The 26,759-nt window shown below is 68.3% G+C and carries 23 protein-coding genes; 10 read left to right on the forward strand and 13 right to left on the reverse strand.

The features are described from left to right. The 3 genes from SSP08S_RS56855 to dnaA form a co-directional block, all read right to left on the reverse strand. A partial coding sequence (locus SSP08S_RS56855; RefSeq protein ID WP_043260130.1) for an NAD(P)-binding domain-containing protein occupies nucleotides 1–245 on the reverse strand: 245 nt, incomplete at its 3' end. A gap of 151 nt (nucleotides 246–396) precedes the next feature. After that, nucleotides 397–1,527: a DNA polymerase III subunit beta gene (gene dnaN, locus SSP08S_RS40425; RefSeq protein ID WP_019073352.1), complete on the reverse strand. Its 1,131-nt coding sequence runs from the start codon at nucleotides 1,525–1,527 to the stop codon at nucleotides 397–399. A gap of 1,155 nt (nucleotides 1,528–2,682) precedes the next feature. Then, entirely contained in the window at nucleotides 2,683–4,647 is a 1,965-nt protein-coding gene (gene dnaA, locus SSP08S_RS40430) for a chromosomal replication initiator protein DnaA (RefSeq protein ID WP_078532679.1), read from the reverse strand. Nucleotides 4,648–5,046: 399 nt separating this feature from the next. Here dnaA and rpmH point away from each other — a divergent pair, with 399 nt between their 5' ends. From rpmH to SSP08S_RS40475, 9 genes are all read left to right on the forward strand, one after another. Further along, entirely contained in the window at nucleotides 5,047–5,184 is a 138-nt protein-coding gene (gene rpmH, locus SSP08S_RS40435) for a 50S ribosomal protein L34 (protein WP_006381191.1), read from the forward strand. A gap of 21 nt (nucleotides 5,185–5,205) precedes the next feature. Further along, the gene (rnpA, locus tag SSP08S_RS60010; protein WP_078532680.1) at nucleotides 5,206–5,577 is read left to right on the forward strand and encodes a ribonuclease P protein component; all 372 of its coding nucleotides are present in this window, start codon (nucleotides 5,206–5,208) and stop codon (nucleotides 5,575–5,577) included. Further along, nucleotides 5,574–5,927, forward strand: coding sequence for a membrane protein insertion efficiency factor YidD (gene yidD, locus SSP08S_RS40445; protein WP_019073355.1), 354 nt, complete (start codon nucleotides 5,574–5,576; stop codon nucleotides 5,925–5,927). Before rnpA ends, yidD begins: the two co-directional genes overlap by 4 nt. A 3-nt stretch (nucleotides 5,928–5,930) precedes the next feature. Next, complete coding sequence (gene yidC / locus SSP08S_RS40450; protein ID WP_019073356.1) at nucleotides 5,931–7,211, forward strand: membrane protein insertase YidC; 1,281 nt, start codon at nucleotides 5,931–5,933, stop codon at nucleotides 7,209–7,211. 15 nt (nucleotides 7,212–7,226) lie between these two features. Then, the gene (locus tag SSP08S_RS40455; protein ID WP_019073357.1) at nucleotides 7,227–7,742 is read left to right on the forward strand and encodes a Jag family protein; all 516 of its coding nucleotides are present in this window, start codon (nucleotides 7,227–7,229) and stop codon (nucleotides 7,740–7,742) included. A gap of 135 nt (nucleotides 7,743–7,877) precedes the next feature. After that, entirely contained in the window at nucleotides 7,878–8,594 is a 717-nt protein-coding gene (rsmG, locus tag SSP08S_RS40460) for a 16S rRNA (guanine(527)-N(7))-methyltransferase RsmG (RefSeq protein WP_026179255.1), read from the forward strand. Between the two features lie 263 nt (nucleotides 8,595–8,857). Beyond that, nucleotides 8,858–9,931: a ParA family protein gene (locus tag SSP08S_RS40465; protein ID WP_078532690.1), complete on the forward strand. Its 1,074-nt coding sequence runs from the start codon at nucleotides 8,858–8,860 to the stop codon at nucleotides 9,929–9,931. Next, nucleotides 9,928–11,028, forward strand: coding sequence for a ParB/RepB/Spo0J family partition protein (locus SSP08S_RS40470; RefSeq protein WP_026179257.1), 1,101 nt, complete (start codon nucleotides 9,928–9,930; stop codon nucleotides 11,026–11,028). The genes SSP08S_RS40465 and SSP08S_RS40470 overlap by 4 nt, the downstream gene beginning before the upstream one ends. Before the next feature lie 330 nt (nucleotides 11,029–11,358). After that, on the forward strand, nucleotides 11,359–11,976 hold the full coding sequence (locus tag SSP08S_RS40475; RefSeq protein WP_019073361.1) for a GNAT family N-acetyltransferase: 618 nt from the start codon (nucleotides 11,359–11,361) through the stop codon (nucleotides 11,974–11,976). A gap of 84 nt (nucleotides 11,977–12,060) precedes the next feature. Here SSP08S_RS40475 and trxA read toward each other — a convergent pair whose 3' ends face one another. From trxA to SSP08S_RS40510, 7 genes are all read right to left on the reverse strand, one after another. Beyond that, on the reverse strand, nucleotides 12,061–12,393 hold the full coding sequence (gene trxA, locus SSP08S_RS40480) for a thioredoxin (RefSeq protein ID WP_019073362.1): 333 nt from the start codon (nucleotides 12,391–12,393) through the stop codon (nucleotides 12,061–12,063). Between the two features lie 42 nt (nucleotides 12,394–12,435). Next, nucleotides 12,436–13,404, reverse strand: coding sequence for a thioredoxin-disulfide reductase (gene trxB, locus SSP08S_RS40485; protein ID WP_019073363.1), 969 nt, complete (start codon nucleotides 13,402–13,404; stop codon nucleotides 12,436–12,438). Between the two features lie 171 nt (nucleotides 13,405–13,575). Further along, nucleotides 13,576–14,514: an anti-sigma factor family protein gene (locus SSP08S_RS40490; RefSeq protein WP_019073364.1), complete on the reverse strand. Its 939-nt coding sequence runs from the start codon at nucleotides 14,512–14,514 to the stop codon at nucleotides 13,576–13,578. After that, nucleotides 14,511–15,239: an RNA polymerase sigma factor SigM gene (gene sigM, locus SSP08S_RS40495; protein ID WP_019073365.1), complete on the reverse strand. Its 729-nt coding sequence runs from the start codon at nucleotides 15,237–15,239 to the stop codon at nucleotides 14,511–14,513. Before sigM ends, SSP08S_RS40490 begins: the two co-directional genes overlap by 4 nt. Before the next feature lie 27 nt (nucleotides 15,240–15,266). After that, complete coding sequence (locus tag SSP08S_RS40500) at nucleotides 15,267–16,982, reverse strand: protein kinase family protein (protein ID WP_019073366.1); 1,716 nt, start codon at nucleotides 16,980–16,982, stop codon at nucleotides 15,267–15,269. 117 nt (nucleotides 16,983–17,099) lie between these two features. Next, entirely contained in the window at nucleotides 17,100–19,352 is a 2,253-nt protein-coding gene (gene murJ, locus SSP08S_RS40505; RefSeq protein WP_019073367.1) for a murein biosynthesis integral membrane protein MurJ, read from the reverse strand. A 46-nt stretch (nucleotides 19,353–19,398) separates the two neighbouring features. Beyond that, nucleotides 19,399–21,801 (reverse strand): DUF6049 family protein, encoded by a 2,403-nt coding sequence (locus SSP08S_RS40510; RefSeq protein WP_019073368.1) that lies wholly within the window; start codon nucleotides 21,799–21,801, stop codon nucleotides 19,399–19,401. Nucleotides 21,802–22,059: 258 nt separating this feature from the next. Here SSP08S_RS40510 and SSP08S_RS40515 point away from each other — a divergent pair, with 258 nt between their 5' ends. Then, nucleotides 22,060–23,526 (forward strand): CCA tRNA nucleotidyltransferase, encoded by a 1,467-nt coding sequence (locus tag SSP08S_RS40515; RefSeq protein ID WP_019073369.1) that lies wholly within the window; start codon nucleotides 22,060–22,062, stop codon nucleotides 23,524–23,526. Nucleotides 23,527–23,622: 96 nt separating this feature from the next. Here SSP08S_RS40515 and SSP08S_RS40520 read toward each other — a convergent pair whose 3' ends face one another. From SSP08S_RS40520 to SSP08S_RS40530, 3 genes are all read right to left on the reverse strand, one after another. After that, nucleotides 23,623–24,165: an LppU/SCO3897 family protein gene (locus tag SSP08S_RS40520; RefSeq protein WP_019073370.1), complete on the reverse strand. Its 543-nt coding sequence runs from the start codon at nucleotides 24,163–24,165 to the stop codon at nucleotides 23,623–23,625. 119 nt (nucleotides 24,166–24,284) lie between these two features. Continuing rightward, nucleotides 24,285–25,562: an MFS transporter gene (locus SSP08S_RS40525; RefSeq protein WP_019073371.1), complete on the reverse strand. Its 1,278-nt coding sequence runs from the start codon at nucleotides 25,560–25,562 to the stop codon at nucleotides 24,285–24,287. A gap of 75 nt (nucleotides 25,563–25,637) precedes the next feature. Then, nucleotides 25,638–26,720, reverse strand: coding sequence for an inositol-3-phosphate synthase (locus tag SSP08S_RS40530; RefSeq protein ID WP_019073372.1), 1,083 nt, complete (start codon nucleotides 26,718–26,720; stop codon nucleotides 25,638–25,640). Nucleotides 26,721–26,759: the final 39 nt, after the last annotated feature.

Here is a 26,759-nt window from a genome sequence, read left to right on the forward strand (position 1 = left end):
ACGACGACGTCGCCGGGCTCCAGGAGCTCGCCCAGCTCGTCGACGGTCGACTGGGTGGCGGCACCGGCCGGGACCATCACCCACACGACGCGGGGGGCCTTGAGCCTGTCCACAAGCTCTCCCAGGCTGTGGACATCGGCGAGGTCCGGGTTGCGGTCGTATCCGATGACGGTGTGGCCTGCGCGGCGGATGCGCTCGCGCATGTTGCCGCCCATCTTGCCGAGGCCGACGAGACCGAGCTCCATCAGTTGTTCCTTAGGGTGCGACGTGGCATGAGGGCACTTGCGTACCTGTGTCCGAGCCTAAACCCGGACGGTCATGCACACCTGTGGGCATACGCGCTCAGGAGTACCCGGCCGCGTATGCCCCGACCTGCGGTGTTCTCGTCGGTACGGGTCAGCCGCTCAGGCGGACCGGCATGATCAGGTACTTGTAGGCCTCGTCCGCCTCGGCGTCCAGGGCCGGCTTGCCGCTGAGCAGCGCGGGCTTGGTGGAGGTCGTGAAGGACAGCTGGGCCACCGGGGAGTCGATGGCGCTCAGGCCGTCCAGCAGGAACGTCGGGTTGAAGGCGATCGACACGTCGTCGCCCTCGAGGTTCGCGTCGACCCGCTCCACAGCCTGTGCGTCGTCGCTGGAACCGGCCTCCAGGATCAGCACGCCCTGCTCGAAGCTCAGTCGCACCGGCGTGTTGCGCTCGGCGACCAGGGCCACGCGCTTGACGGCCTCCACGAAGGGGGCGGTCTCGATCACGGCGATGGAGTTGAACTCCGTCGGGAAGAGCGAGCGGTACTTCGGGAGGTCACCCTCCAGGAGGCGGGTCGTCGTACGACGGCCGGCGCCCTCGAAGCCGATGAGGCCCTCGCCCGCGCCCGAGCCGGAGAGCGCCAGGATCACGCTGTCGCCGCTCGTGAGGGCCTTGGCGGTGTCCAGGAGCGTCTTGGCGGGCACCAGGGCGACCGCGGACGCCTCCGGGTTCTCCGGCTTCCACAGGAACTCGCGGACCGCGAAGCGGTAGCGGTCGGTGGACGCCAGCGTCACCGTGTCGCCCTCGATCTCGATGCGCACACCGGTGAGGACGGGCAGCGTGTCGTCACGCCCGGCGGCGATGGCCACCTGGGCTGCGGCCGAGGCGAACACCTCACCGGGGACGGTGCCCGTGGCGCCCGGCATCTGCGGAAGCGCCGGGTACTCCTCCACAGGCAGTGTGTGCAGCGTGAAGCGGGAGGAGCCGCAGACCACCGTCGCCCGTACACCGTCTGTGGAAATCTCCACCGGCCGGTTGGGAAGGGCGCGGCAGATGTCGGCGAGCAGCCGGCCGGAGACGAGGACGGTGCCCTCCTCCTCGACCTCCGCGTCGACCGACACCCGCGCGGAGACCTCGTAGTCGAAGCTGGACAGGCTCAGCTGCCCCTCCTCGGACTTCAGCAGGAGGCCGGCGAGGACCGGCGCCGGCGGACGGGCCGGGAGGCTGCGTGCCGCCCAGGCAACTGCCTCCGCGAGTACGTCGCGTTCCACCCGGATCTTCACTGTTGCCGCCTCCTGCTGTTGCCGGCGCTTCTCGGCCTGCCTGGCTTCGTCGTCTGTCTCGGTGTGGTCGGTCCCTGTGAGGGGAAGGACACCGGGGAACAGTCTGACGCACGGCACTGACAGTAGGTGCCTCTCGGGGTCAAGTCGTGACGAGGGGCGGTCGGGCGACGAAGCGCGAGTTGTGCACAGGCCCCGCTTCGAAACGGTTTCCCAGCTCTCTCTAGTTGCTAGTAGTAGTAGGGGCTGTGGATACCGTGGATAACCCCGTTTTCCCAGCTCAGAGCGGGAATTTTGTCCACCGGTCCTGTGGGTGACGGCGGTGGACAACCTCGGGTTTCTGTGGAGAACGGAAAGTTCTGCACACCCCATGCACAGCCGAGGGCCACTTCTCCCCAGCGCCGTCCCCAGCTTTACCCACCTTTCCCACAGCCCAACCCGGCACCTTCGTGTGACGCCTTTCACTCGACACGGTGAGATGGCGCGTCGCGTTGCCGAACAGTGGACAGCGGTGTGGAGAAGCTGGGGGTCGCTGGGGACAACCGGCCCCGGCCTGTGGGTTGTCGGTGGACAACTCCGTCCCCAGCCTGTGGATCACGGATTTGTCCACAGCCTGTGGAGATCTTTTGTCCACGAATCCACAAGCACCTGACCTGGACTGATGGTCTCTCACCCGCGAGGCCTGTGGACACGATCTGGACAACTTCCCAGTCCCCAGGATGTGGACGGAAGAAAGTCGCCAAATCTGTGGAGGGCGGCCGTAACCCGGCGGGTATTCGAACAGCGGGCGGTCTGTACACAGCTGTGGATGGACGGCGGACACGTCCCGAGCGGCCGCGGGATCGGTCCGGGAAGGGCGTTGGACCGCTTCAAAGCGGCTTCCGACTTGCTCCCGACCGCCGCCAGACCGCCGCGGGAGCGGCTGGGGAGCAGCTGGGGAGCAGCGCCGCCCCGGCTGCGGCTCGCCCTGGAGAACTCCGCGACGCCTTCGGACGCCTTTGAGCCCGCCTTCCCCGCTGGCCGTTGAAGCGCCTGCACGTTCCCTCCGAGCGGCGTCGCGGCCGGCTCCCGGCAAGCCGAAGGGCGCCCGGGGAGAAATCCCTGGGCGCCCTCCGGTGTCGTGGATCCGCCGCCTTCGGCGTCGTAGCTGCGCTGCTGTCAGCCGTTCTTGATGCGGTTGGTCAGCTCGGTCACCTGGTTGTAGATCGAGCGGCGCTCGGCCATCAGCGCGCGGATCTTGCGGTCGGCGTGCATGACCGTGGTGTGGTCGCGGCCGCCGAACTGCGCGCCGATCTTCGGCAGCGAGAGGTCCGTCAGTTCGCGGCACACGTACATGGCGATCTGCCGGGCCGTGACCAGCTGGCGCCCGCGCGAACTGCCGCACAGGTCCTCGACCGTGATGCCGAAGTAGTCGGCGGTCGCTCCCATGATCGCCGACGCGGTGATCTCCGGGGTCGAGTCCTCGCCGCCAGGGATGAGGTCCTTGAGGACGATCTCGGTGAGACCGAGGTCCACCGGCTGCCGGTTGAGCGACGCGAACGCCGTCACCCGGATCAGCGCCCCCTCCAGCTCGCGGATGTTGCGCGAGATGCGGGAGGCGATGAACTCCAGGACCTCCGGCGGGGCGTTGAGCTGCTCCTGCACCGCCTTCTTACGAAGGATGGCGATACGGGTCTCCAGCTCGGGCGGCTGGACGTCGGTGATCAGGCCCCACTCGAAACGGTTCCGCAGCCGGTCCTCCAGCGTGACCAGCTGCTTCGGCGGCCGGTCGCTGGAGAGCACGATCTGCTTGTTCGCGTTGTGGAGCGTGTTGAACGTGTGGAAGAACTCCTCCTGCGTCGACTCCTTGTCCGCGAGGAACTGGATGTCGTCGACAAGAAGGATGTCCATCTCGCGGTACCGCTTGCGGAAGCTGTCGCCCTTGCCGTCGCGGATCGAGTTGATGAACTCGTTGGTGAACTCCTCCGAGCTCACGTACCGCACGCGCGTGCCGGGGTACAGGCTCCGCGCGTAGTGCCCGATCGCGTGCAGCAGGTGCGTCTTGCCGAGTCCCGACTCCCCATAGATGAAAAGGGGGTTGTACGCCTTCGCGGGCGCCTCGGCGACGGCGACAGCGGCGGCGTGCGCGAAGCGGTTCGAGGCGCCGATGACGAACGTGTCGAAGAGGTATTTCGGATTCAGGCGCGCGGTCGGCTCACCCGGGCCGGCCGCCGGCGCGGGCTTCGAGCCCAGCGGCCCCGGCGACCCCGGACCGCCGCGGTGCACATGGCCGGAGTTCGACGACGAGCGCGAGTCGGACAGATCGCGGCGTGCGTCGCGCTGGTTGTACTCCGCGCGGGACTTCTCGTACTCGGCCCGCGACTGCTCGTACTCCGCGCGCTGCTGCTCGTACGACGGACGCTCCATCGACTGCGGGCGGTAGTCCTGCGCCGGCGGGGCGTACTGGTCCTGCTGCGGCTTGTACGAGTCCTGGGGCGGTGCGCCGTACTGGTCCTTCGACGGCGCTCCGTACTGCTCCGAGGAGGGGGAGCCGTACTGATCCTGTGCGGGCGGCGCGTACTGGTCCTGGGACGGTGACGCGTACGGATCCCGCTCGGGGAAGCCGAGGCGCTGCTGCTGCCAGCCGTAGTCGTCCTGCGACGGCCGCGGCCAGGCGCCGGGCTCGGGCCGCTGGTACTCCGACGGGTAGGCGGGGCGGGCGGTGGGCAGCTGGTCGCCGGGGCCGCCCGGGAGCGGTTCGGCGCGATGACGGCCGTAGCCGCCCTCGTACGGGTCCCGGTTCTGCTCGGGTTCCTCGTAGCGGCGCTGGGGCGGGGCGGGGGGCGCCGGCGGGCCCGGGGGCTCGCCCGCGGAGTCGTCGACGGTGATCGCGATCCGGATCGGCCGGCCGCACTCGCGGCTCAGGGTCTCGCTGACGATCGGCGCGAGGCGGCCCTCGAGCACGCCCTTCGCAAATTCGTTCGGTACGGCGAGCAAGGCGGTGTCTGCGACGAGTGCCAGGGGCTGGCAGCGCCGGATCCAGTGCTCGTCCTTGGTCTCGACACCCTGCCCACGCCCCTCACCGAGAAGTTGCTCCAGCACTCGTGGCCACACTGCGGCAAGATCGGCAGGTACGTCAGCCACAGGGCACGCTCTCTCACGGGTCCCACGAACGTGTGGTTCGCGGACGGGACGGGATGTAAATCGGGTGGGACGCAGGGGAAAAAGGTGTCGGGGCGGGGGACAAAGGAACGAATCAGAGTCCAGCCACGGTAGTCAGGGCGACGGGTGCGGTTCAAGTTGTTGTCCCCAGCCTGTGGATAGTGTCTCGCTGTGACCGCTGGTTTGACCGGATGGCGTAGCCCCGCGTACCGTGACCAGGTCGAGTTGTCGATGGCTGCTGCCGCCTGCCTCCGATGGGCACAGATCGCATGTGGGTGATCGGTCAGCGGTGCACTCGGGCGTTACTGCGAGCTACTCGTGGGCGCACGGTGACAGCCAGGACGGCACCCGCAACCACCGATTTATTTCTGGAGCCCCCTCGTGAGCAAGCGCACCTTCCAGCCGAACAACCGTCGCCGGGCCAAGACCCACGGCTTCCGCCTGCGGATGCGTACCCGTGCCGGTCGCGCGATTCTCGCGAACCGTCGTGGCAAGGGTCGCGCCAGCCTGTCCGCCTGATCCCGATCAGGTCATGACGTCGTGCTGCCTACCGAGCATCGGCTGAGGCGGCGCGAAGACTTCGCGACCGCGGTACGACGGGGTCGCCGGGCCGGCCGCCCGCTTCTCGTCGTCCACTTTCGTAGCGGTGCCACGGACCCGCACGCGCCAGGGGAGAGCGCTCCCCCGACGCGTGCGGGTTTCGTCGTCAGCAAGGCAGTGGGCGGCGCCGTGGTGCGCAACAAAGTGAAGCGCAGACTTCGCCATCTGATGCGTGAGCGAGTCGCTCTGTTTCCCCCCGGTAGCCTGGTAGTCGTACGAGCGCTGCCCGGAGCGGGCGACGCCGACCATGCACAGCTGGCCCAAGACCTGGATGCCGCCGTTCAGCGGCTGCTGGGAGGGGGCGCGCGATGAAGTACCCACTACTGGCACTGATCAAGCTGTACCAGTGGACGATCAGTCCTTTGCTCGGGCCGGTGTGCAAGTACTACCCGTCGTGCTCCCACTACGGCTATACGGCCATCGACCGGCACGGCGCGATCAAGGGCACCGCGCTCACGGCCTGGCGCATCCTGCGGTGCAATCCGTGGTCGCTCGGCGGTGTGGACCATGTCCCGCCGCGCAAGCGTCCTCGGTGGCACGAGATGCTGCGGGGCGCACGGCGCGCAGACAAGGGCGGGACCTCCGCCGCCGAAACGGCCACTGAAGGGCTGAGTCCTTCGAGCCCGGCCGCAGAGACACCGTCCCATGCCCAAGGAGCATGATTAGTGGACACGATTGCCAGTCTTTTCAGCTTCATCACGACACCCGTTTCCTGGGTCATCGTCCAGTTCCACTCGGTGTACGGGAAGGTCTTCGGTCCCGACACGGGCTGGGCCTGGGGCCTGTCCATCGTGTCCCTGGTGATCCTGATCCGCATCTGCCTGATCCCGCTCTTCGTGAAGCAGATCAAGGCGACCCGGGCCATGCAGACCCTGCAGCCCGAGATGAAGAAGATCCAGGAACGCTACAAGAACGACAAGCAGCGTCAGTCCGAAGAGATGATGAAGCTGTACAAGGAGTCGGGTACCAACCCGCTCTCCTCGTGCCTTCCCATCCTGGCGCAGTCTCCGTTCTTCTTCGCCCTGTACCACGTGCTCAACGGCATCGCGACGGGCAAGACGATCGGCGTCATCAACGACTCGCTGCTCGCCAGCGCGCGTCAGGCGCACATCTTCGGTGCCCCGCTGGCTGCGAAGTTCACGGATGGTAGCGCCAAGGTCGCGGACCTCGGCGCCACGCTGACCGACGTCCGGGTCGTCACCGCGGTCATGATCGTGATGATGTCGGCGTCGCAGTTCTACACGCAGCGCCAGCTGATGACGAAGAACGTCGACACCACGGTGAAGACCCCGTTCATGCAGCAGCAGAAGATGCTGATGTACGTCTTCCCGGTCATGTTCGCCATCTTCGGCATCAACTTCCCCGTCGGTGTCCTCGTCTACTGGCTTACCACCAACGTGTGGACCATGGGCCAGCAGATGTACGTCATCCGCAACAACCCGACCCCGGGTTCCAAGGCCCAGGCCGCCTACCTGGAGCGCCTGACCAAGCACGTCACGCACCACGAGAAGACCCGCAGCCGGGGCGAGAAGGCCATCGTCAAGGCGATCGTCTCCAAGGGCCGTGAGCGCAACGAGTTCGAGCGCAAGTTCATCAACAGCCTCACCAAGGTGGGCCTCGTGGCCCAGGCCGACGGGACTGTGGTGAAGGGCGAGGCAGCGGTGGAGTCCGAGGACGGCACGCCGACCACGGCCGCGCCCAAGCGCCAGCAGCCCAAGCGGCAGACCAAGTCCCAGCGCCAGTCAACCGCCGCGAAGTCGGCCGACGACACTCCCGAGGACGCCGAGCCGAAGACCTCGCTGAGCAAGTCGGACGAACCCGAGGACGCCAAGCCCGCCACCGCTGCCAAGAAGGCCGCCCCGAAGCCCGCCGGCGGTACCCGCAGCAAGGCCCAGTCCGGACAGCGCAAGGGTCCGCAGCGGCCCAAGTCCCCGTCCAAGAAGTAAGAAGGAGTCCATCCCGTGACGGAAGGCACCACCACCTCCGCCGCTGCCGAGGGTGCAGACACCCTGTCCCGCCTGGAGCAGGAGGGCGAGATCGCGGCGGACTACCTTGAGGGTCTGCTCGACATCGCCGATCTCGACGGCGACATCGACATGGATGTCGAGGCCGACCGCGCCGCTGTGTCGATCATCAGCGACAGCGGCGGCCGCGATCTGCAGAAGCTCGTCGGCCGTGACGGTGAGGTGCTGGAAGCACTCCAGGAGCTCACCCGCCTGGCCGTCCACCGGGAGACCGGGGACCGCAGCCGGCTGATGCTGGACATCGCCGGCTACCGGGCCAAGAAGCGCACCGAGCTCTCCGAGCTGGGCGCCAAGACCGCGGCCGATGTGAAGAACACCGGCGAGCCGGTGAAGCTGAACCCGATGACCCCGTTCGAGCGCAAGGTCGTGCACGACGCCGTCAAGGCCGCGGGACTGCGCAGCGAGTCGGAGGGCGAGGAGCCGCAGCGCTTCGTCGTCGTGCTTCCCGCCTGATCGGTCCCCACGTTCCACCGGCCCCGTCTGTTGAGCAGACGGGGCCGAACTTTGTCAGCCTGATAGTCCTGTAGTTCTGGTGGTCCTGATGGTCAGCGCCCCATGCGCTTTTGCGGTACGGAAGGACGGTCCCCCGTGACGGAGGCAGCGGAGCTTCCCCCTGCGCCCGAGGTGGCGCGCGAGGTGTTCGGCGATCGCTTCGAGGATGCGGTCCGATACGCCGAGCTGCTCGCCGACGCGGGTGTGCAGCGTGGTCTCATCGGCCCGCGTGAGGTGCCCCGCCTGTGGGAACGGCACATCCTGAACTGTGCGGTCCTCTCGGAGGTCGTGCCGGAGAGCGTGACCGTCTGCGACGTCGGTTCGGGGGCCGGCCTGCCGGGCATTCCCCTGGCGCTCGTCCGGGAGGATCTGAAGATCACGCTGCTGGAGCCTCTGCTGCGGCGGACCAACTTCCTTGCCGAGGTCGTCGAGTTGCTGGGCCTGGACCATGTGACCGTCGTGCGCGGGCGGGCCGAAGAGGTCATGGGCAAGTTGCAGCCCGTCCATGTGGTGACGGCCCGGGCCGTGGCACCGCTGGACCGGCTGGCCACCTGGGGCATCCCGTTGCTGCGTCCCTACGGAGAGATGCTCGCCCTCAAGGGCGACACTGCCGAGGAAGAGCTCAAGGCAGCGGGAACAGCCCTGAGCAAGCTCGGTGCTGTGGAGACGTCCATCCTCCATGTGGGCGAGGGCATCGTGGATCCACTGTCCACGGTCGTGCGCGTCGAGGTCGGGGAGAGTCCTGGTGGTGTTCGCTTCGCCGCCAAGCGCGCGAAGGCGGCGCGCACCGGACGGACTCGCCGTCGTCGCTGATCCGTCCTGACGACGAGACTTACTCCACACAAGCTGCCTAACCTACGCATGCCGGAGTGTCGCGGACAGTTCGGCCTCGGCTGCTGTGCATCGTGTTTCACGTGAAACGTCGCTCACTGCTCCACGGCATCATCAGCCGCAGCCGCGCGGCCGAACCCCGCGATCGGAAGCCTCTCGGATCACTCGGAGAGGGCACGGAGTTGTCCACAGAGGTGGAATTCTCCACAGAACAACAGGCCTCACTGGTTCACGACCCTGAAGACATGGGAGGCTCTGTTCATTGCGAGCCTGAAGTCGAGGAGAGTGAATCCTTGCGGTCCGACGCCAACATCGCGGGACCGATGACCGATCCGGTCCCCGGTCCCCGTACCGAGTCGATGGGGGAGGATGTTTCACGTGAAACACCGCCCCCTATGGACGACACTCCCATCGGTCGTGCTGCCCAACTGGCTGTGGAAGCCCTAGGTCGTGCGGGCGAGGGCCTGCCGCGACCAGAGCAGACCCGAATCATGGTTGTCGCCAACCAGAAGGGCGGGGTGGGCAAGACGACGACGACCGTCAATCTTGCCGCTTCGCTGGCACTGCACGGTGCCCGTGTTCTGGTGGTCGACCTCGACCCCCAGGGCAATGCCTCCACGGCACTGGGGATCGATCATCACGCGGAAGTCCCTTCCATCTATGACGTGTTGGTCGACAGCAGGCCTCTCTCCGAGGTGGTTCAGCCGGTTCCCGATGTCGAGGGTCTCTTCTGTGCCCCTGCCACGATCGATCTCGCCGGTGCGGAGATCGAGCTGGTGTCCCTGGTGGCGAGAGAGAGCAGGCTGCAGCGGGCGATTCAGGCCTACGAGCAGCCGCTGGACTACATCCTCATCGACTGTCCGCCCTCGCTCGGCCTGCTGACGGTCAATGCGCTGGTCGCCGGTGCGGAGGTCCTCATCCCGATCCAGTGCGAGTACTACGCGCTGGAGGGCCTCGGGCAACTGCTCCGCAATGTCGACCTGGTGCGGGGTCACCTCAACCCCAACCTGCATGTGTCGACCATCCTGCTCACCATGTACGACGGTCGGACGCGTCTCGCGTCCCAGGTCGCGGACGAGGTGCGCAGTCACTTCGGCGACGAGGTGCTGCGGACGAGCATTCCCCGCTCGGTCCGTATCTCCGAGGCGCCGAGTTATGGGCAGACGGTACTGACCTACGATCCCGGATCGAGCGGTGCCCTCTCCTACTTTGAGGCAGCAAGGGAAATCGCACTGAAGGGTGTGGGCGTCAGCTACGACGCACCACATGCGCACATCGGCGCGCAGAGCGACCAGAGCATGGTGGAGGGCATCCAGTGAGCGAGCGACGGAGGGGTTTGGGCCGTGGGCTCGGCGCACTGATCCCCGCAGCCCCGACCGGGGAGAAGACGGTGGCTCCGGCCGCGATGGGAGGCGGCGCTGCTTCCGCGTCCCCCACGGTTGTACCAGTCATCACCGGCGACCGAGGAGTGGCCGCGGCGAAGGTCACCACGCTGCCCCCGGTTTCCTACGACACAGAGGACACGTCGGCGTACGGCACTCCGGAGACGCCGGCGCCTCCCGTCGGTGCCTTCTTCGCCGAGCTGCCTCTCGACTCCATCACGCCGAACTCGCGTCAGCCGCGTGAGGTCTTCGACGAGGACGCGCTGCAGGAACTCGTCACCTCCATCAAGGAGGTCGGCCTTCTCCAGCCCGTCGTCGTACGGCAGATCGCCCCGACGCGCTACGAGCTCATCATGGGCGAGCGGCGCTGGCGGGCCTGCCGTGAGGCGGGACTTGAGGCGATCCCGGCGATCGTGCGGGCCACGGAGGACGAGAAGCTTCTCCTGGACGCCCTCCTGGAGAACCTGCACCGCGCCCAGCTGAACCCGCTCGAAGAGGCGGCTGCCTACGACCAGTTGCTCAAGGACTTCAACTGCACGCACGATCAGCTGGCGGACCGTATCGGGCGTTCTCGCCCGCAGGTCTCCAACACTCTGCGGCTGCTGAAGCTCTCGCCGTCGGTCCAGCGCCGGGTTGCGGCCGGAGTGCTCTCCGCCGGCCATGCCCGGGCGCTGCTGTCCGTGGACGACTCGGAGGAGCAGGACCGGCTGGCTCACCGGATCGTGGCGGAGGGGCTCTCGGTGCGGGCCGTCGAGGAGATCGTGCACCTGATGGATTCGCGGCCCCAGTCGGCTCAGCGCTCCAAGGGGCCGCGGGCCGGCGCCCTGGTCTCCCCAGCGCTGTCGGATCTCGCCACGCGTCTCTCTGATCGCTTCGAGACCCGGGTGAAGGTCGACCTGGGCCAGAAGAAGGGCAAGATCACTGTCGAGTTCGCCTCGATGGAGGATCTTGAGCGGATCCTCGGTTCCTTGGCTCCGGGCGAGGGACCGGTCCTGCAGAGGAGTCTGGTGGACGACTCGGAGGACGAGGCCTGAGCCGTCTCGCCTTCGGCATGGTTGTTTCTGTTCGTCCGACCAGCAGAGCGGGCCGTGTCCGGTGTGTACCGGAACGCGGCCCGCTCTTTGCTTTCTGTCGGTATCGATGCAATCGCATCATGGATACGATGCGTTCGGGTATGGCGCATCCACCTGGCAGCACCTCTTAGAGGAGGCAGGGGCCATGCGAACGGTGAGCCGCACCGGACTGGTGAGCGCGGGTCTGGGCCTGGGAGCGGTCGGCGGATTCGTCGGCAGCCTGCTCAGGGAACGCAGCGCTCTGACAGCCGCCCGCGACGCTGCGGGCGAAGGAAGCGAGGATCAGCCTTCATGGGGCGTCGGCTCGTACCGCTCACGTTGGACAACCTCCCGGACATTCCCCAGCGTTGCCGGTCGTGCGTCTTCTGGGAGCTGGACCCCGTCAGCGGCCAGGCCGCGGTAAGAGCGGGCACGACAGCCCTGGAGAAGGAAGCCTGGATCTCCGCCGTCCTACTGGACTGGGGCTCCTGCGGGCGGGTCGTCTACGTCGACGACGTCCCGGTGGGCTTCGTCCTCTACGCGCCCCCTGCCTACGTTCCTCGCTCAACGGCGTTTCCCACGAGCCCCGTCTCGCCGGACGCCGTGCAGCTGATGACGGCGTTCATCATGCCGGGCTACCAGGGACAGGGGCTGGGCCGCGTCATGGTGCAGACGGTCGCCAAGGATCTGCTGCGGCGGGGCTTCAAGGCGATCGAGGCCTTCGGTGACACCCGCTGGAAAGAGCCTTCCTGCGTACTGCCTGCCGACCATCTGCTCGCTGTGGGCTTCAAGACGGTCCGCCCGCACCCCGCCCACCCACGACTGCGGCTGGAGCTGCGCACAACGCTCTCCTGGAAGGAGGACGTGGAGCTGGCGCTTGACCGGCTGTTGGGGGCCGTACAGAAGGAGCCGGCGCTGCGACCGCTCTAGGAGCGGCAAGGAACAGCTAGGGACGGCTCCAAAGCAAATGGGCCGGCTCCGGGGAGTCGGCCCATTCATGTTTCACGTGAAACATCACTCGGCGATGAAGTCCTCAAGGTCGCGGACGATCGCGGCCTTCGGCTTGGCACCGACGATGGTCTTGGCGACCTCGCCACCCTGGTAGACGTTCAGGGTCGGGATGGACATCACGCCGTACTTGGCGGCCGTACCCGGGTTCTCGTCGATGTTGAGCTTGACGATCTCGATCTTGTCGCCGTACTCGGCGGCGATGGCTTCGAGGGACGGAGCGATCTGACGGCACGGACCGCACCAGGCGGCCCAGAAGTCCACGAGGACGGGCTTGTCGCTCTTGAGGACGTCCTGCTCGAAGGTATCGTCGGTCACATTCTTCAGAGTGCCGGCCACGGCGGGCTCCTTAACTTGATCGTGCGGTGGGGCGGATGGGGGTCAGACGGTGGTCTTCGCGGGCTCTGCCTTCTCCTCGTCCGCGAGGGCGGAGAGGAAACGCTCGGCGTCGAGAGCCGCGGAGCAGCCGGTGCCGGCGGCGGTGATCGCTTGGCGGTAGGTGTGGTCGACGACGTCACCGGCGCCGAAGACACCGGTCAGGTTGGTCCGGGTCGAGGGCGCCTCGACCTTCAGGTAGCCCTCGCCGTCCAGGTCCAGCTGGCCCTTGAAGAGCTCCGTGCGGGGGTCGTGGCCGATCGCGATGAACAGACCCGTCACCGCGAGGTCCGAGAGCTCCCCGGTCTTCAGGTTGCGCAGCTTGAGGCCGGCCAGCTTCGGGTCGCCCTCGATCTCGGCGACCTCGCTGTCCCAGATGAACTTGATCTTCGGGTCGGCGAAGGCACGCTCCTGCATCGCCTTAGAGGCGCGCAGGCTGTCCCGGCGGTGGACGATCGTCACGGACTTGGCGAAGCGGGAGAGGAAGGTCGCCTCCTCCATCGCCGTGTCGCCACCACCGATGACGGCGATGTCCTGGTCCTTGAAGAAGAACCCGTCACAGGTGGCACACCAGGAGACACCCCGACCGGAGAGCGCGTCCTCGTTCGGCAGACCCAGCTTGCGGTGCTGCGAGCCGGTGGTGACGATGACGGCCTTCGCCTTGTGCACGGTGCCCGAGGTGTCCGTGACGGTCTTGATCTCACCGGTCAGGTCGACGGAGACCACGTCGTCCGGGATCAGCTCGGCACCGAAGCGCTCGGCCTGGGCGCGCATGTTGTCCATGAGCTCGGGGCCCATGATGCCGTCCTGGAAGCCCGGGAAGTTCTCGACCTCGGTGGTGTTCATCAGCGCACCACCGGCGGTGACGGCGCCCTCGAACACCAGCGGCTTCAGCGACGCGCGCGCGGTGTAGAGCGCCGCCGTGTAGCCGGCGGGCCCGGAGCCGATGATGATCACGTTTCGGACGTCGCTCACGGCTTGGTTCCTCGTCTCTGGACTGCGTCAGTACGACCGGTGGGAGCCCCTGTCAGAGCCTCCACCCCACCCAACGGATCCTACGGGGCCCGCATTCCCGGTGTGTCCGGGCACACGGAGACAGCACACAGGAGGGAAGTACCACGCCGGCCGGCGATGAGGCCTCCGGAGTCAGGGATGGGCGTACGACTGCGTCAGGAGGACCTTGCCAGGAGCGGACGTCTGACCGCTCGTGCAGGCTGAGTCGACGATGTAAGCCGTGACCCGGCTGCTGTCGGAAGCGTCAGGCAGCACCACGAGATAGACAGCGGTTCCGTCGTAGGTGCCTTGTTTGGCACCGAGGACATCCTCGTTGCCCCGGTTGATGCCCTGCCGGATGCAGCTCGGGATGGGATCCGAGGGCTGGATGAGCGTCTTGGTGGAGGGCTCTCCGTTGCCGGGTGCGGTTTCGGCCTTATAGGGGTGGCCGTCGCCGGTAGTGCCTCGACGCGTGGCCGTCCTGGTGGACAGCAGATCCGAGACCTCGCTCTCCAACTTCCCCTTGGAGAAGGTGTCCGCAGCGCTGGTCGGATTCCCGTGAGCCGCGTCGGACGTCTTGTGGTCGCCCAGCGACTGGAGGAACAGAGAGCCGGCCCCGAGAACGGCCGCGGTGAACACGGCTCCCAGGACGATCCTCCCGCGACGACCGCTGCGACTCCGGTCCTTGCGTCCGGGACCGGTCGCAGCATGCGCACGTCCCGACGGGCGGGCGGCCGGAGGCGATGTTTCACGTGAAACATGCGTCGCGGTGTCCTCGCCGGACACGGATCGGGACGCGCTCACCAAGGTGGGCGCGGCCAAGGTCTCCGGGGTGGTGGCACCCAGCAGCGCCTCGGCGGCGAGGGCCGCGTCGATACGACCCGCGATCTCGGCGGGCATCCGCGGTGGACCGGGCAGTGTGCCCAGCAGTCCCCGGATCTCCTCCAGGGAGTCATAGACGTCCGCGCAGAGTTCACACTCGTCCAGATGCTGTCGTACCTCGGCCGTCCTGGACGGCGGGAGGAGGCCCTCGGTGAGATCGGAGATCTCCGCGACATCCGGGTGCCCGGCCATGTCCGTCGTGGATGTCACGCTCGCCCACCTCCGCCCTTCACAGCAGCTGAATCGCTCGGCCCTGCGTCCTTGGGACCCGACGATTCGCGTGGTCCCGCTGCCGGTGGGACGGATGTCCCCTGCGCCCGGTTCCGTCGTGCGCCCGGTTCCTCGTCGTCAGCGGCTCTTTCCGGCCGCAGATGGGTGAGGAGCGGAAGCAGTCTGGCTCTACCGCGTGCGCAGCGGCTCTTCACCGTGCCCGTCGGAACATCGAGGATGCTGGCGGCCTCGGCGACCGGGTAGCCCTGCATGTCCACGAGGACGAGGGCGGCGCGCTGGTCGGGCGGGAGGGTGCCCAGGGCTTCCAGCAGCTGGCGGTGCAGGTCGTTGCGCTCCGCCGGGGCGGCGGCCGACTCGTGCGGCTCCAGGAGCTGTTCGAGGCGCTCGGTGTCGTCGACCGGGGACGTCTTCCTGGATGCGGCCTTGCGGGCACGGTCCAGGCAGGCGTTCACGGTGATCCGGTGCAGCCAGGTCGTGACGGCGGACTGGCCGCGGAAGGTGTGGGCGGCCCGGTAGGCGGAGACCAGGGCGTCCTGGACCGCGTCAGCGGCCTCCTCGCGGTCGCCCAGCGTGCGGAGGGCCACGGCCCAGAGACGGTCCCGGTGGCGCCGTACGAGCTCACCGAAGGCGTCCGGGTCGCCTTCGACATGACGGGCGAGCAGATCCTGATCGCTCATGCCGTCGTGTCCGGCGCCTTCCGCCATCGGACCCCCTCCCCCTTCGGTGAGACGTCAGCCCGTGAACTTCACGTCGGTGATGGCCTGCTTGTAGCCGGCATCGCTGTACCGGTCGCTCGGCGCGTGGGGCAGCGCGGTGAGCCAGACAAGAACGTACCGGGTCTTCACCTGCTTGGTGACCTTCACCGTCGCACTGGTCCCGGACGTCGTGACAGTGCCGATCTGCGTCATGGAGTCCAGGGAGGAGGGCGACAGCGAGTCGGCCGCGTACAGCTGCACCGTTGTGTGGTTGCCGCTGTAGTAGAGCCCTATGGTCGACGTGGCGACGCTCTGCGCCGAACCGAGGTCGTAGACGATGCCCACGCCCGGCTTGTACGGCGCGAGCACCGGGCCCCCTATGAAGCTCGAGGTCCGCCAGTACGTCGACGAGTCGCCGTCGTACGTCTTGTCGACATCGTTGGGGTGCTGAGCGTCGCCCTTCGCCACGAACTCCTGGGCGGCCTGGATGGAGAGCGTCTTCACCGGCTTGGTCTTGTCGCCGCTCTTGTCGTTACCGTCCGTCGGCTGCGTCTGCTTGGTGTCGTCGGACTTGTTGCCCTGATCCATCAGAGCGTCCGCGAGCTGCCAACTGCCCAGGCCCAGCGCGGCGATCAGCAGCGCGGACACGGCCCACTTGAGCGCCTTGCCGGTGCGACTCTGCAGCGGGGGCGGCGGGGTCGGCACCGCCTGGCTGGCCCCGGGACGCGGCGCGGGGCGGCCGTACGTGCCCTGTTGGTAGGTCGTGCGCTGGTATTCGGGAGGCGCGGTGAACGCGGGCTCCGGCGGGCGGATGCGGGGCATCTCGCCGATCGCCTTGACCAGCTCCTCCGGAGTGGTGCACGCCGCTTCGTGCCGGGAGGCCGTGGCACCGTCGTTGGCGAGCGCGCGCATGGCGAGCTCCGAGAGACCCCGGTGGACGCCTGCGCGCACCTGGTCGGGGGCGATGAGACCGACGCCCTTGGGCAGCCCGGACAGGCCGTAGGCGTCGCTCTCGTACGGCCAGCGCTGGGTGAGCGCCGCGTACAGCAGGGCGCCGATCGCCTCGGTGTCCGTGCGCTGCGGGGTGTCCGAACTGATGCCGCGCAGCGCGGCGTTGACGGCCAGGCCCCGGATGCGCCACTGGCCGGACGAGGTGCGCAGCACCGCGTTCGGGTTCAGGCGCAGATGGGCGAGGCCCTCGCGGTGGGCGGCGGCCATGGCGGAGGCGATCTGACTGACCATCTGGTAGGCGTCGTGCGCCTCCAGCGGGGCGGGCGCCAGAAGCGCCGTCAGTTCCGTGGCGTCGGGCAGCCATTCGTGCACGACGTAGACGAGGTCGTTCTCCTCCACGGCGTCCAGGACCTGCACGAAACGGGGATCACCCAGCAGCGCCGAGGAACGGGCCGCGGCCAGCACCGAGCGGGCCCGCGCATGGTCCGCGGGCAGGATGTGCACACCGACGGCACGGCGGAGTTTCTCGTCCACCGCGCGCCAACTGCTGAAGCCGTCCAGACGGGTGACGCACTCTTCGAGGCGATAGCGTCTGGCGAGCTTGTGCCCGCTGTGCAGTTCGGGAGGTGAGGCCTTCCCGGTTTCCTCGATCCCGCCGCTCCCCTGTGCCTGGTCGCTGTCCGTGTCCCGCTCCGGGTTCTGGGCCACCCCGTCGGCCGTGGACTGGTCCGCCTTGGCGGTCAGCGGCTTGTCGCCGCTGTTGTCTGCCACGTCGACGGCAGCCGTGCTCCGTTCCGCCACCGCCGCTCCTGCCTCCCCATCCGTTGCACGCTGTCCGACGCCGAAACCAATTGTGCCCACAGTCTGCCGCTATGCACGACACACAGCGGCGGACGATGGTTGTGCATGTGCCCCCGCTCAGCGCCCCAACCGCCCGCGCACCATGCCCACGAGGGAGTTGAGCTCCTCGATGCGCATGCGGCGGGCCGCGATGTAGAAGACTCCGAGCAGTACGGCACCGCCCACCAGAAGTGCGGCGAACGAGCCGACGACACCCTGACCGAGCGTATGTCCGATCCCGTAGCAGGCCGCACCACTGAGCAGCGCGGCCGGCACCGAGGCGATACAGAGCCGAGCGTACGTCCGCAGCACGCGGGCGCCGTCCAGGTCGCCGTCCAGCCGCTTGCGCAGCCGGTTCCAGGCGACACCGACACCGGTCGCGTACGCGAGGCCGTACGAGGCCGCCATGCCGACCACGGCCCAGCGGGCCGGGAGCACGAAGAAGCAGACCGCCGAGGCGCCCGCGTTGACCGCGGCCACGATGACGGTGTTGTAGAAGGGCGTCCGGGTGTCCTCGTAGGCGTAGAAGGCACGCAGGACGACGTACTGCACCGAGTACGGGATCAGGCCGAGGGCGAAGGCCATCAGCATGAAGCCCATGTTCGTGGCCTCGCTGGTGCCCGAGGAGCCGAAGATCAGGGTGCACATCGGGATGCCGAGCGAGAGGAAGCCGAAGGCGACGGGCACGATCGCGACGGCCGTCGTCCGCAGGCCCTGCGAGATGTCGTCGCGGACGGCACCGCCGTCGCCCTCGGCGGCCGAGCGCGAAATTCGCGGCAGCAGCGCGGCCATCAGGGACACCGTAATGATCGCCTGCGGCAGGCCCCAGATCAGCTGGGCGTTGGCGTAGGCGGCGAAGCCGGTGCCGTCGACCTTCGTGTCGTTGCCCGCGGCCGTGGACAGCTGGGTGACGACCAGCGCGCCCGCCTGGTTGGCCAGGACGAACAGAACCGTCCACTTGGCGAGCATCGCGGCCTTGCCGAGGCCGTGGCCCTTCCAGTCGAAGCGCAACCGCAGCCGGAAGTCGGTCTCCCTCAGGTACGGGATCATCGCGAGGGCCTGGACGACGAGACCGAGAAGAACACCGATGCCGAGGAGCCGCTGGCCCTCCGGCGGGATGGTCGTGACCTCCATGCCGGAGTTCGCCGCGGTGCCGTACACCCAGATGAACATGCCGAGCGTCACGATGATGACGATGTTGTTCAGGACCGGCGTCCACATCATCGCGCCGAACTTGCCGCGGGCGTTGAGGATCTGGCCCATCACCACGTGGATGCCCATGAAGAAGATCGAGGGCAGGAAGTAGCGGGTGAAGGTGACGGCGACCTCGTTGGCGGCCGGGTCGTTGGCGACCTTCACCGACAGCAGGCGGACCAGGAGGGGGGCGGCGAAGACCGCGAGCGCGGTCAGTGCGCCGAGCGCCACCATGACCAGGGTCAGCAGCCGGTTGGCGAACGCCTCGCCGCCGTCCTCGTCCTCCTTCATGGCGCGCACGAGCTGCGGCACGAAGACGGAGTTGAGTCCGCCGCCGACGGTCAGGATGTAGATCATCGTCGGCAGCTGGTAGGCGACCTGGAAGGTGTCGCCGAGCAGTCCGACACCCAGTGCGGAGACGATCAGCGCGGAGCGGACGAAGCCCGTCAGGCGGGAGACCATCGTGCCCGCCGCCATCACGGCACTCGACTTCAGGAGCCCGCCGGCCTTCCCGCCCTTCTTGGGAGCGGCCGAGGGCGCCGGTGCGGTCGGGGTGAGCTGCATCGTGGCGTCGGACATCGGGGCCGGAGCCGGCGCGAGGGGTGCCTGGCCCGGCTGCGGTGCCGGGGACGGGCCGGGGACCCCGGGGGGATCTGTCGACGGGCGTCCGCCGCCCTGGCCCTGGTCCCGGAAGAGGTGAGCGAAGGCGTCCGGCTCCTGGTAGTTCTCGCCGGCCCCGGTCACCAGGTCGTCGACGCCCACGAACTGCGTCGTGCGGGCGTCGTCGCCGTAGGGCAGGTACTGGGTCGGGCCTTCGGGTTCGGGCGCCGGGGTCTGCGCCCACACACGGGGGTCGGGGGCGTACGGGGACTGGGGCGGCTGGGCGTAGAGCGGGGGCTGCGGCGGGTACGTGCCCGGAGGCGGCGGGGGGTGTGCGGCGCGGTCGTAGAGCGCCTCGGCGACCGGGTCCTGGGCGGAGAGGTCCTGCGCCCGGTAGGGGTCCTGGTCGTAGGCGTCCTGGAGGTACATGTCCGCGGGGGGCTGCGGCGGCACCTGGCCGTGTTCGGGCGGCGGGCCCTCGGGGTAGCCCGAGCTGCCCGCGCCCTGACCGCGGTCACCGTCGTACGGCGCGTTCATGGTTACCCCACCTCATCGTCCCCGGGCCCACCGGCCACGACATCGCTCAACGGTCCACTCTCTCACCCGTGCCGGACGGGTCGGCGCTTTCCGGTGCGGTGTCCGGTGTCGGGTCACTCGGGTGCTCCGGGTCGTCTGCCCGGGACGGAGCGCCCGACTCCTCCTGGAGACGGTCCTGCGGGCCCTCGGGGTTCTCCGGGCCCTCCGGTGCCTCGCCCGCCGCGTCGTCGGGCCCGTCGGGACCCTCCTCCTCGGCCTGGCGGGCGGCGGCGCGCTTGCGGTGCGTGTACATCCGGAAGCCGGCCAGGACGAGCAGCAGGACACCGCCGCCGATGACCAGCATCACCGTGGCGGTGACCTCGGTGACCTTGACGTCGAAGTTGACGGCCTGCCCGTACTCCTGCCCGTCCTCCGTGTACAGCTGGGCGACCACGCCGACCTTGCCGTTGGCGTTGGCCGTCGTGGTGAACTTCACCGACTGGCTGTGCCCGCCGTTGACCGTGACCTGCTGCTCCGTGTAGGCCTTGCCGCCGATCTTGAGGCGCGTGGGGTTCGTCGAGGTGAGGCGCAGGATCAGGTGGTCGACGCCCTGCACCAGGTTGTTCTGCACGGTCACGGGGATCGTGGCGCTGCGGCCCGACAGCTTGGTCTCGGACTTGTCGATCAGTTTGACCTGGTCGATGAGGTCGTCGAGATAACCCAGCACGCCCTGGCGGAAGTTCGCCGCCTCGCCCGCCTGGCCGCGCCACGACGTGGACATCTCGCGGTTCATGGCCCGCCCGAAGGGGGTCACCACGCGGGCCTCGTTGGTGAGGATCACCTGGAAGTTGTCGAGCTTGTCCTGAGTGGTCGCGATCTCCTCGAAGGCCGACCTCGGCAGCTCCTGCTTGCGCAGCGAGGAGGGGTACCTGGAGGACGACGGGATCTTCGTGGTGGCACCCGGATCCGGCTTGGCCTTGGCCGCCGCGGCGAGATCCTGAGACTCGGTCCAGGTGCTGCCCTGCAGGGCCGTCAGCGCCTCGGCCATCGCCTGGGCCTGGCTGGCGGTCGGCATGCGCTGCGGGGCGACGACGATGCTGCGCTGCTTGTCCGACTGCAGGTCCAGCGCCAGGCTCTGGGCCAGGAACCGCTGCTCGGCGAGCGTGGCCGCCCCGGCCTTCGTCAGATCGCCCTCGAACGCCGTCGAGAGGCGCGCGTCGGCGACCACCGCCGTCGTACCGCCACCGATGGGGCGGGCCGCGGAGGGCGTGTACGGCAGGCCGCCGGTCTCCTGGAGGCTGTCGCTGCGGGCGATCACCTTGTCGGCGCCGGCCGAGGTGGCGACCTTGATGATCGACGGGTCCACGGCGCCGCTCACCGGCCAGGCGAAGTCGGTGTTCGGTGTCACGTGGAGCACGGTTTCCACTGTGGTCGCGGCGACGTCCGTGGCGTCCTTGAGATGACTCAGCGAACCGGTGACGCTGGTGCCGTTGTGGGCGAGGGACGCCAGGTCCGGGTCGGCGAAGGGGAGGGCGACGACCTCCTTGTCCGCCACCGCAGACTGCAGCTCGGCCAGCCACGCCTTGGCTACCGCCTGGTGGGTGCCGGTCGTGGTGGTGTCGCCGTCGCCCTGGATCTTGTAGCTACGGGTCATCGCGTCGACGGAGGCCAGCAGGTCCGGGTCGATCACCCAGGTGACGTCGAGGTCCTTGCCCAGGGAGACCATCTGCTCGAGCCGGCCGCCGGGGGCGATCTCCTTGGCGAGGTCGTCGTTCAGGAAGACCGGAGTCTGCTGTTCGTTGGAACCCGTCTGGGCCGTCATGTGGACAGAGGAGACGAGCGGCCACAGAAACGTCGTCTTCGTCTTCGTGTCCGCGTCGTCGGGCTGCCACGGCAGGAACGTCCGCTGGATGCCCAGCACCTGGTCCCACGGCTGGGCGGAGGTCTGGCCGGAGAGCGAGACACCGAGCGGGTAGACGCCGTCGTCGCCGAGGTCCAGCTTGTCGACCGGCACGGAGAGCGTGAAGGGCTCGGCGACGCCCGGAGTGAGCTTGGAGAACTTCTGCGTGTACTTGTCGTCGATCTCCGAGCCGTCGACACCCTGGACGTAGCCGGTGCGCTCGGCGACGCTGTCGATCGCCGAGCGGGTGTTCAGAGCCTGTCCCAGGCGCAGTCCCACGTGGGCGTCGGTGACCGCCTGCTTGCCGTTGTTCGTCACTGTCCCCGAGACGGTCAGTGTGTCCCCGTCCGTGGGGATGCCGGGCGTGAGTGTGTCCACGGACACGGACACCGTCTGCGAGCCGGAGGCGGCCCGTGCGGAGGTCTGCTCGGCAGCGCCGGCAGGCGCGGCGACGGACATCTGGAGGAGGCCGGCCAGCAGAGGCGCCCCGGCGAGCAGTGCGCCGGTGCGCCGCAGCCACCGGCGGGCAGGTGAGGGACACGTCCCCTGGAAGTCTGCCGCCTCGGCCACGCGCTCGCCCGTCCCTCGTCGTCGTCAGTGGTCGTCGCAATGTGCGTCCACGCATGGTAACGATGCGCGCTGAGGGGAAGTGCCGCGGACTGCTCCACAAGATCGCAGATCGATATCGGCGCGTCCTGTATGTGTGCGTATGAAGAGGAGCGCTCCGGTACGTCGCAAGGGCTGTGCTTGCAGGGGTATCAGGGGATGTATCCGTGGATATTTAATGGAGGCGCTCGCGGTCGCCCGGGCCACGTAACCTTTTCTGTTGTGCCGAACGCCAACGAAGACAACCTCAGTGCCCTGAGCCAGGTGCAGCATCGCGCGGTGAGCGAACTGCTGCGGGTGGCCCCCGTCGCCGGCGAGCTCGCCCGCCGCTTCCAGGCGGCCGGGTTCTCCCTCGCCCTGGTCGGCGGGTCGGTCCGTGACGCGCTGCTCGGCCGGCTCGGCAATGACCTGGACTTCACGACGGACGCGCGGCCCGAGGACGTACTGAAGATCGTCCGACCGTGGGCGGACGCCGTCTGGGAGGTCGGGATCGCCTTCGGCACCGTGGGCGTGCAGAAGGACGCCCGCGTCGGAGACGTCGACCGGAGCTTCCAGATCGAGGTGACCACCTATCGGTCGGAGGCCTACGACCGGACCTCACGCAAGCCCGAGGTCTCGTACGGCGACTCCATCGAGGAGGACCTCGTCCGGCGCGACTTCACGGTGAACGCGATGGCTGTCGCCCTCCCGGAGAAAGAGTTCATCGACCCGCACGGCGGTCTCGGCGACCTCGCCGCCCGCGTGCTGCGTACCCCGGGTACTCCCGAGGCGTCCTTCTCGGACGATCCCCTGCGGATGATGCGGGCGGCCCGCTTCGCCGCGCAGCTCGATTTCGAGGTCGCTCCCGAGGTCGTCGCGGCGATGAAGGAGATGTCCGGGCGGATCGAGATCGTCTCGGCCGAGCGGGTCCGGGACGAGCTGAACAAGCTGATCCTCTCCGCGCACCCCCGCAAGGGTCTGGCGCTGCTCGTCGACACCGGTCTCGCCGACCATGTCCTGCCCGAGCTGCCCGCCCTGCGTCTGGAGAGCGACGAGCACCACCGGCACAAGGACGTCTACGAACACACGCTGATCGTGCTGGAGCAGGCGATCGAACTGGAGGAGAACGGTCCCGACCTGACCCTCCGGTTGGCCGCACTGCTGCACGACATCGGCAAGCCGCGCACCCGCCGCTTCGAGAACGACGGCCGGGTCTCGTTCCACCACCACGAGGTGGTCGGCGCCAAGATGACCAAGAAGCGCATGCTGGCGCTCAAGTACTCCAACGAACTCGTGAAGGACGTCTCGCGGCTCGTCGAACTCCACCTGCGTTTCCACGGCTACGGCACCGGCGAGTGGACCGACTCGGCGGTCCGGCGCTACGTCCGTGACGCCGGCCCGCTCCTGGACCGGCTCCACAAGCTGACCCGCTCGGACTGCACCACACGCAATAAGCGCAGGGCCGCTGCGCTGTCTCGCGCCTACGACGGGCTGGAAGAGCGCATCGCGCAGCTTCAGGAGCAGGAGGAACTGGACTCGATCCGTCCCGACCTCGACGGCAACCAGATCATGGAGATCCTGGGCGTCACGCCGGGGCCGGTCATCGGTCGGGCCTACAAGTTCCTGCTCGAACTGCGGCTGGAGAACGGGCCGATGGAGCATGAGGCGGCGGTGGCCGCGCTCAAGGAGTGGTGGGCCTCGGAGGGCTGAGGCCGTGAAACGGGGTCATGTTTCACGTGAAACATGACCCCGGACAGCATCAGGGGCGGTGTTTCACGTGAAACACCGCCCCTCGCTGCAACTGCCTTACTTCTTGTAGTCCTTCAGGCAGAGCAGGAAGTCGCTGCCGTCACCGCTCTCGGTGTACGAGTACTGGAAGTCCTTCGCGGCCGCCGTGCACTTGCTCTCCGCCTCGGCCTCGGAGTACTTGCCGCTGATCTTGGCCAGCACCGTGTACTGGGCCTTCGCGTCGCTGCACTTCACGACTTCGAGGTCCGGGTTGGTGTCGCTGGTGCTGCCGCGGTGCATGCAGTCGCCGACCTTTGCGGTGTCGGCGTCGTTCTGGCTCGATATGACGCCGTAGATGGCCGCGCCAATACCGATCACGATGATGATGGCGAGCCGGATCAGCTTGGGGCTGAAACGGCGCCTGGGCTGCGCCGGGACCGGGGCGAACGGAGCCGCGCCCTGCGGCGGGAACCCGGGCTGGCCGGGCTGCTGCGGGTAGCCGCCCTGGGGCGGGTACGGGGCCTGACCCTGCGGCGGGTACGGGGCCTGCGCCTGAGGCTCGCCGTAGGGCTGCTGGCCCTGGGCGTATGGGTTCGGGCTCTGAGGCGGCGGAGTTGTCATTGGGGTCCCCCCTGGAACGTGGGCGCATGACGCGGCATGGCACGCGGCATGGTGCGAAGTAAGACGCACGTAAGTTACCGGCACCCACTGACACCGCTGTGACCCGGATGGACTCCGTGTCAGTGATGTGACACTTTCCGGCGCTCAAAGTGGGCCATAGCCGCAGCAACCGCCGAGTAGATAACGGCGACCGTGACCACCAGCGTCACCGAGCGGCCGTCAGGCGGCAGTACCAGGGCGGCCATCGCCGCCGCGCCGACGAAGGCGACGTTGAACAGGACGTCGTAGACGGAGAAGATCCGGCCGCGGAAGCCGTCGTCGACCGAGAACTGGACGATCGTGTCCGTGGCGATCTTCGCGCCCTGTGTGGTCAGGCCCAGGACGAAGGCCGCGGCCAGCATCGGGGCGGTGGTGAACGGGAGGCCGAGGGCCGGTTCCAGGACCGCGGCGCCCGCTGCGCACACGGCGATCCAGCGGCCGGGCCCCAGTCGCCCGGCGGCCCAGGGTGTCACCACGGCCGCCACAAAGAAGCCGGCGCCGGAAACCCCCAACGCCAGCCCCAGCAGGCGCAGTCCGTCGTCCGGGGTCGACGACAGGGCGTACCGGCAGAGCATCAGCAGCAGGACCGTCAGGGCGCCGTAGCAGAAACGCATCAGGGTCATCGCGAGGAGCGCCCGGACCGCCTCACGGCGGTGTGGCGCGGCGAGATGCCGTAGAGCCGCTCTCAGGTCCCGGGCGGTGCCGGCGAGGGCTGTCGCCAGGCGGGGGCGGGTCAACGCGAGGTCGGGGCCGAGGAGTTCGGGGGCGATGCGCAAGGACGTCAGGGCCGCGCACAGGTACAGGGCGGCGCCGAGCAGGACCACCGTCGCGTCGGTGTCCGCGACCAGCAGCCGGACGACGAAGGCGAGGCCGCCGCCCGCGGTCGCCGCCAGTGTTCCGGCCGTGGGGGAAAGGGAGTTGGCGAGGACGAGCCGTTCGTCGTCGACCACGCGAGGGAGCGCGGCGGACAGGCCGGCGAGGACGAAGCGGTTGACGGCGGTGACGCACAGGGCGGAGACGTAGAAGAGCCAGTCCGGGACGTGACTCACCATCAGGACGGCGGTGGCCGCGGCCAGCAGGGCGCGCAACAGGTTGCCGTAGAGGAAGACCTGGCGGCGGCGCCAGCGGTCCAGGAGGACGCCGGCGAAGGGGCCGATGAGGGAATACGGGAGGAGCAGGACCGCCATCGCAGAGGCGATCGAGCCGGCCGAGGTCTGTTTCTCCGGGGAGAAGACGACGTAGGCGGCGAGTGCGACCTGGTAGACGCCGTCCGCGCCCTGGGACAGGAGGCGTACGGCGAGCAGGCGGCGGAAGCCCTGGAAGCGCAGAAGGACGCGCAGGTCATGGACGACGGCCATGGGCACAGCCTCACATACGAGGAGGGTCCCCGGGCGGAATGCCCCGGGGACCCTCGACGAGCGGACCGGCGGGTCCTAGCGCTCGACCTCCCCCTTGATGAACTTCTCGACGTTGGCGTACGCCTCGTCGTCGAAGTACTGGACCGGCGGGGACTTCATGAAGTAGCTCGACGCGGAGAGGATCGGGCCGCCGATGCCGCGGTCCTTGGCGATCTTCGCGGCGCGCAGGGCGTCGATGATGACACCCGCGGAGTTCGGGGAGTCCCAGACCTCGAGCTTGTACTCGAGGTTCAGCGGGACGTCGCCGAAGGCACGGCCCTCAAGGCGGACGTAGGCCCACTTGCGGTCGTCGAGCCACTGGACGTAGTCCGACGGGCCGATGTGGACGTTCTTCTCGCCCAGGTCGCGGTCCGGGATCTGCGAGGTGACGGCCTGCGTCTTCGAGATCTTCTTGGACTCGAGGCGGTCGCGCTCCAGCATGTTCTTGAAGTCCATGTTGCCGCCGACGTTGAGCTGCATCGTGCGCTCGAGACGGACACCGCGGTCCTCGAACAGCTTCGCCATCACACGGTGCGTGATGGTGGCGCCGACCTGCGACTTGATGTCGTCGCCGACGATCGGGACCCCGGCCTCGGTGAACTTGTCCGCCCACTCCTTGGTGCCGGCGATGAAGACCGGGAGGGCGTTGACGAAGGCGACCTTGGCGTCGATGGCGCACTGGGCGTAGAACTTCGCCGCGTCCTCGGAGCCGACGGGCAGGTAGCAGATCAGGACGTCGACCTGCTTGTCCTTGAGGACCTGGACCACGTCGACCGGAGCCTCGTCGGACTCCTCGATCGTCATGCGGTAGTACTTGCCCAGGCCGTCGAGGGTGTGACCGCGCTGGACCGTGACGCCCTTGTTCGGGACGTCGCAGATCTTGATGGTGTTGTTCTCACTGGCACCGATGGCGTCCGAGAGGTCGAGGCCGACCTTCTTCGCGTCGACGTCGAACGCGGCGACGAACTCGACGTCACCGACGTGGTAGTCGCCGAACTGGACGTGCATCAGACCCGGCACCTTGGCCGCCGGATCGGCGTCCTTGTAGTACTCGACGCCCTGTACCAGTGAGGCGGCGCAGTTGCCCACGCCGACGATGGCTACGCGAACCGAACCCATTCCGGTTGCTCCCTGTGTGTGCGAGGTGAGGTCCTGACT

Source organism: Streptomyces hokutonensis (assembly GCF_000376565.1).
GTDB classification, from domain to species: Bacteria; Actinomycetota; Actinomycetes; order Streptomycetales; family Streptomycetaceae; genus Streptomyces; species Streptomyces hokutonensis.

Excerpts from the sequence above, each read along its gene's own strand:
- SSP08S_RS40475 (WP_019073361.1), top strand. The coding sequence starts at position 11,359 with ATGGGGCGTCGGCTCGTACCGCTCACGTTGGACAACCTCCCGGACATT.
- sigM (WP_019073365.1), bottom strand. The coding sequence starts at position 15,239 with ATGGCGGAAGGCGCCGGACACGACGGCATGAGCGATCAGGATCTGCTC.
- SSP08S_RS40525 (WP_019073371.1), bottom strand. The coding sequence starts at position 25,562 with ATGGCCGTCGTCCATGACCTGCGCGTCCTTCTGCGCTTCCAGGGCTTC.
- yidD (WP_019073355.1), top strand. The coding sequence starts at position 5,574 with ATGAAGTACCCACTACTGGCACTGATCAAGCTGTACCAGTGGACGATC.
- SSP08S_RS40530 (WP_019073372.1), bottom strand. The coding sequence starts at position 26,720 with ATGGGTTCGGTTCGCGTAGCCATCGTCGGCGTGGGCAACTGCGCCGCC.
- SSP08S_RS40520 (WP_019073370.1), bottom strand. The coding sequence starts at position 24,165 with ATGACAACTCCGCCGCCTCAGAGCCCGAACCCATACGCCCAGGGCCAG.
- SSP08S_RS40465 (WP_078532690.1), top strand. The coding sequence starts at position 8,858 with ATGGGAGGCTCTGTTCATTGCGAGCCTGAAGTCGAGGAGAGTGAATCC.
- murJ (WP_019073367.1), bottom strand. The coding sequence starts at position 19,352 with ATGAACGCGCCGTACGACGGTGACCGCGGTCAGGGCGCGGGCAGCTCG.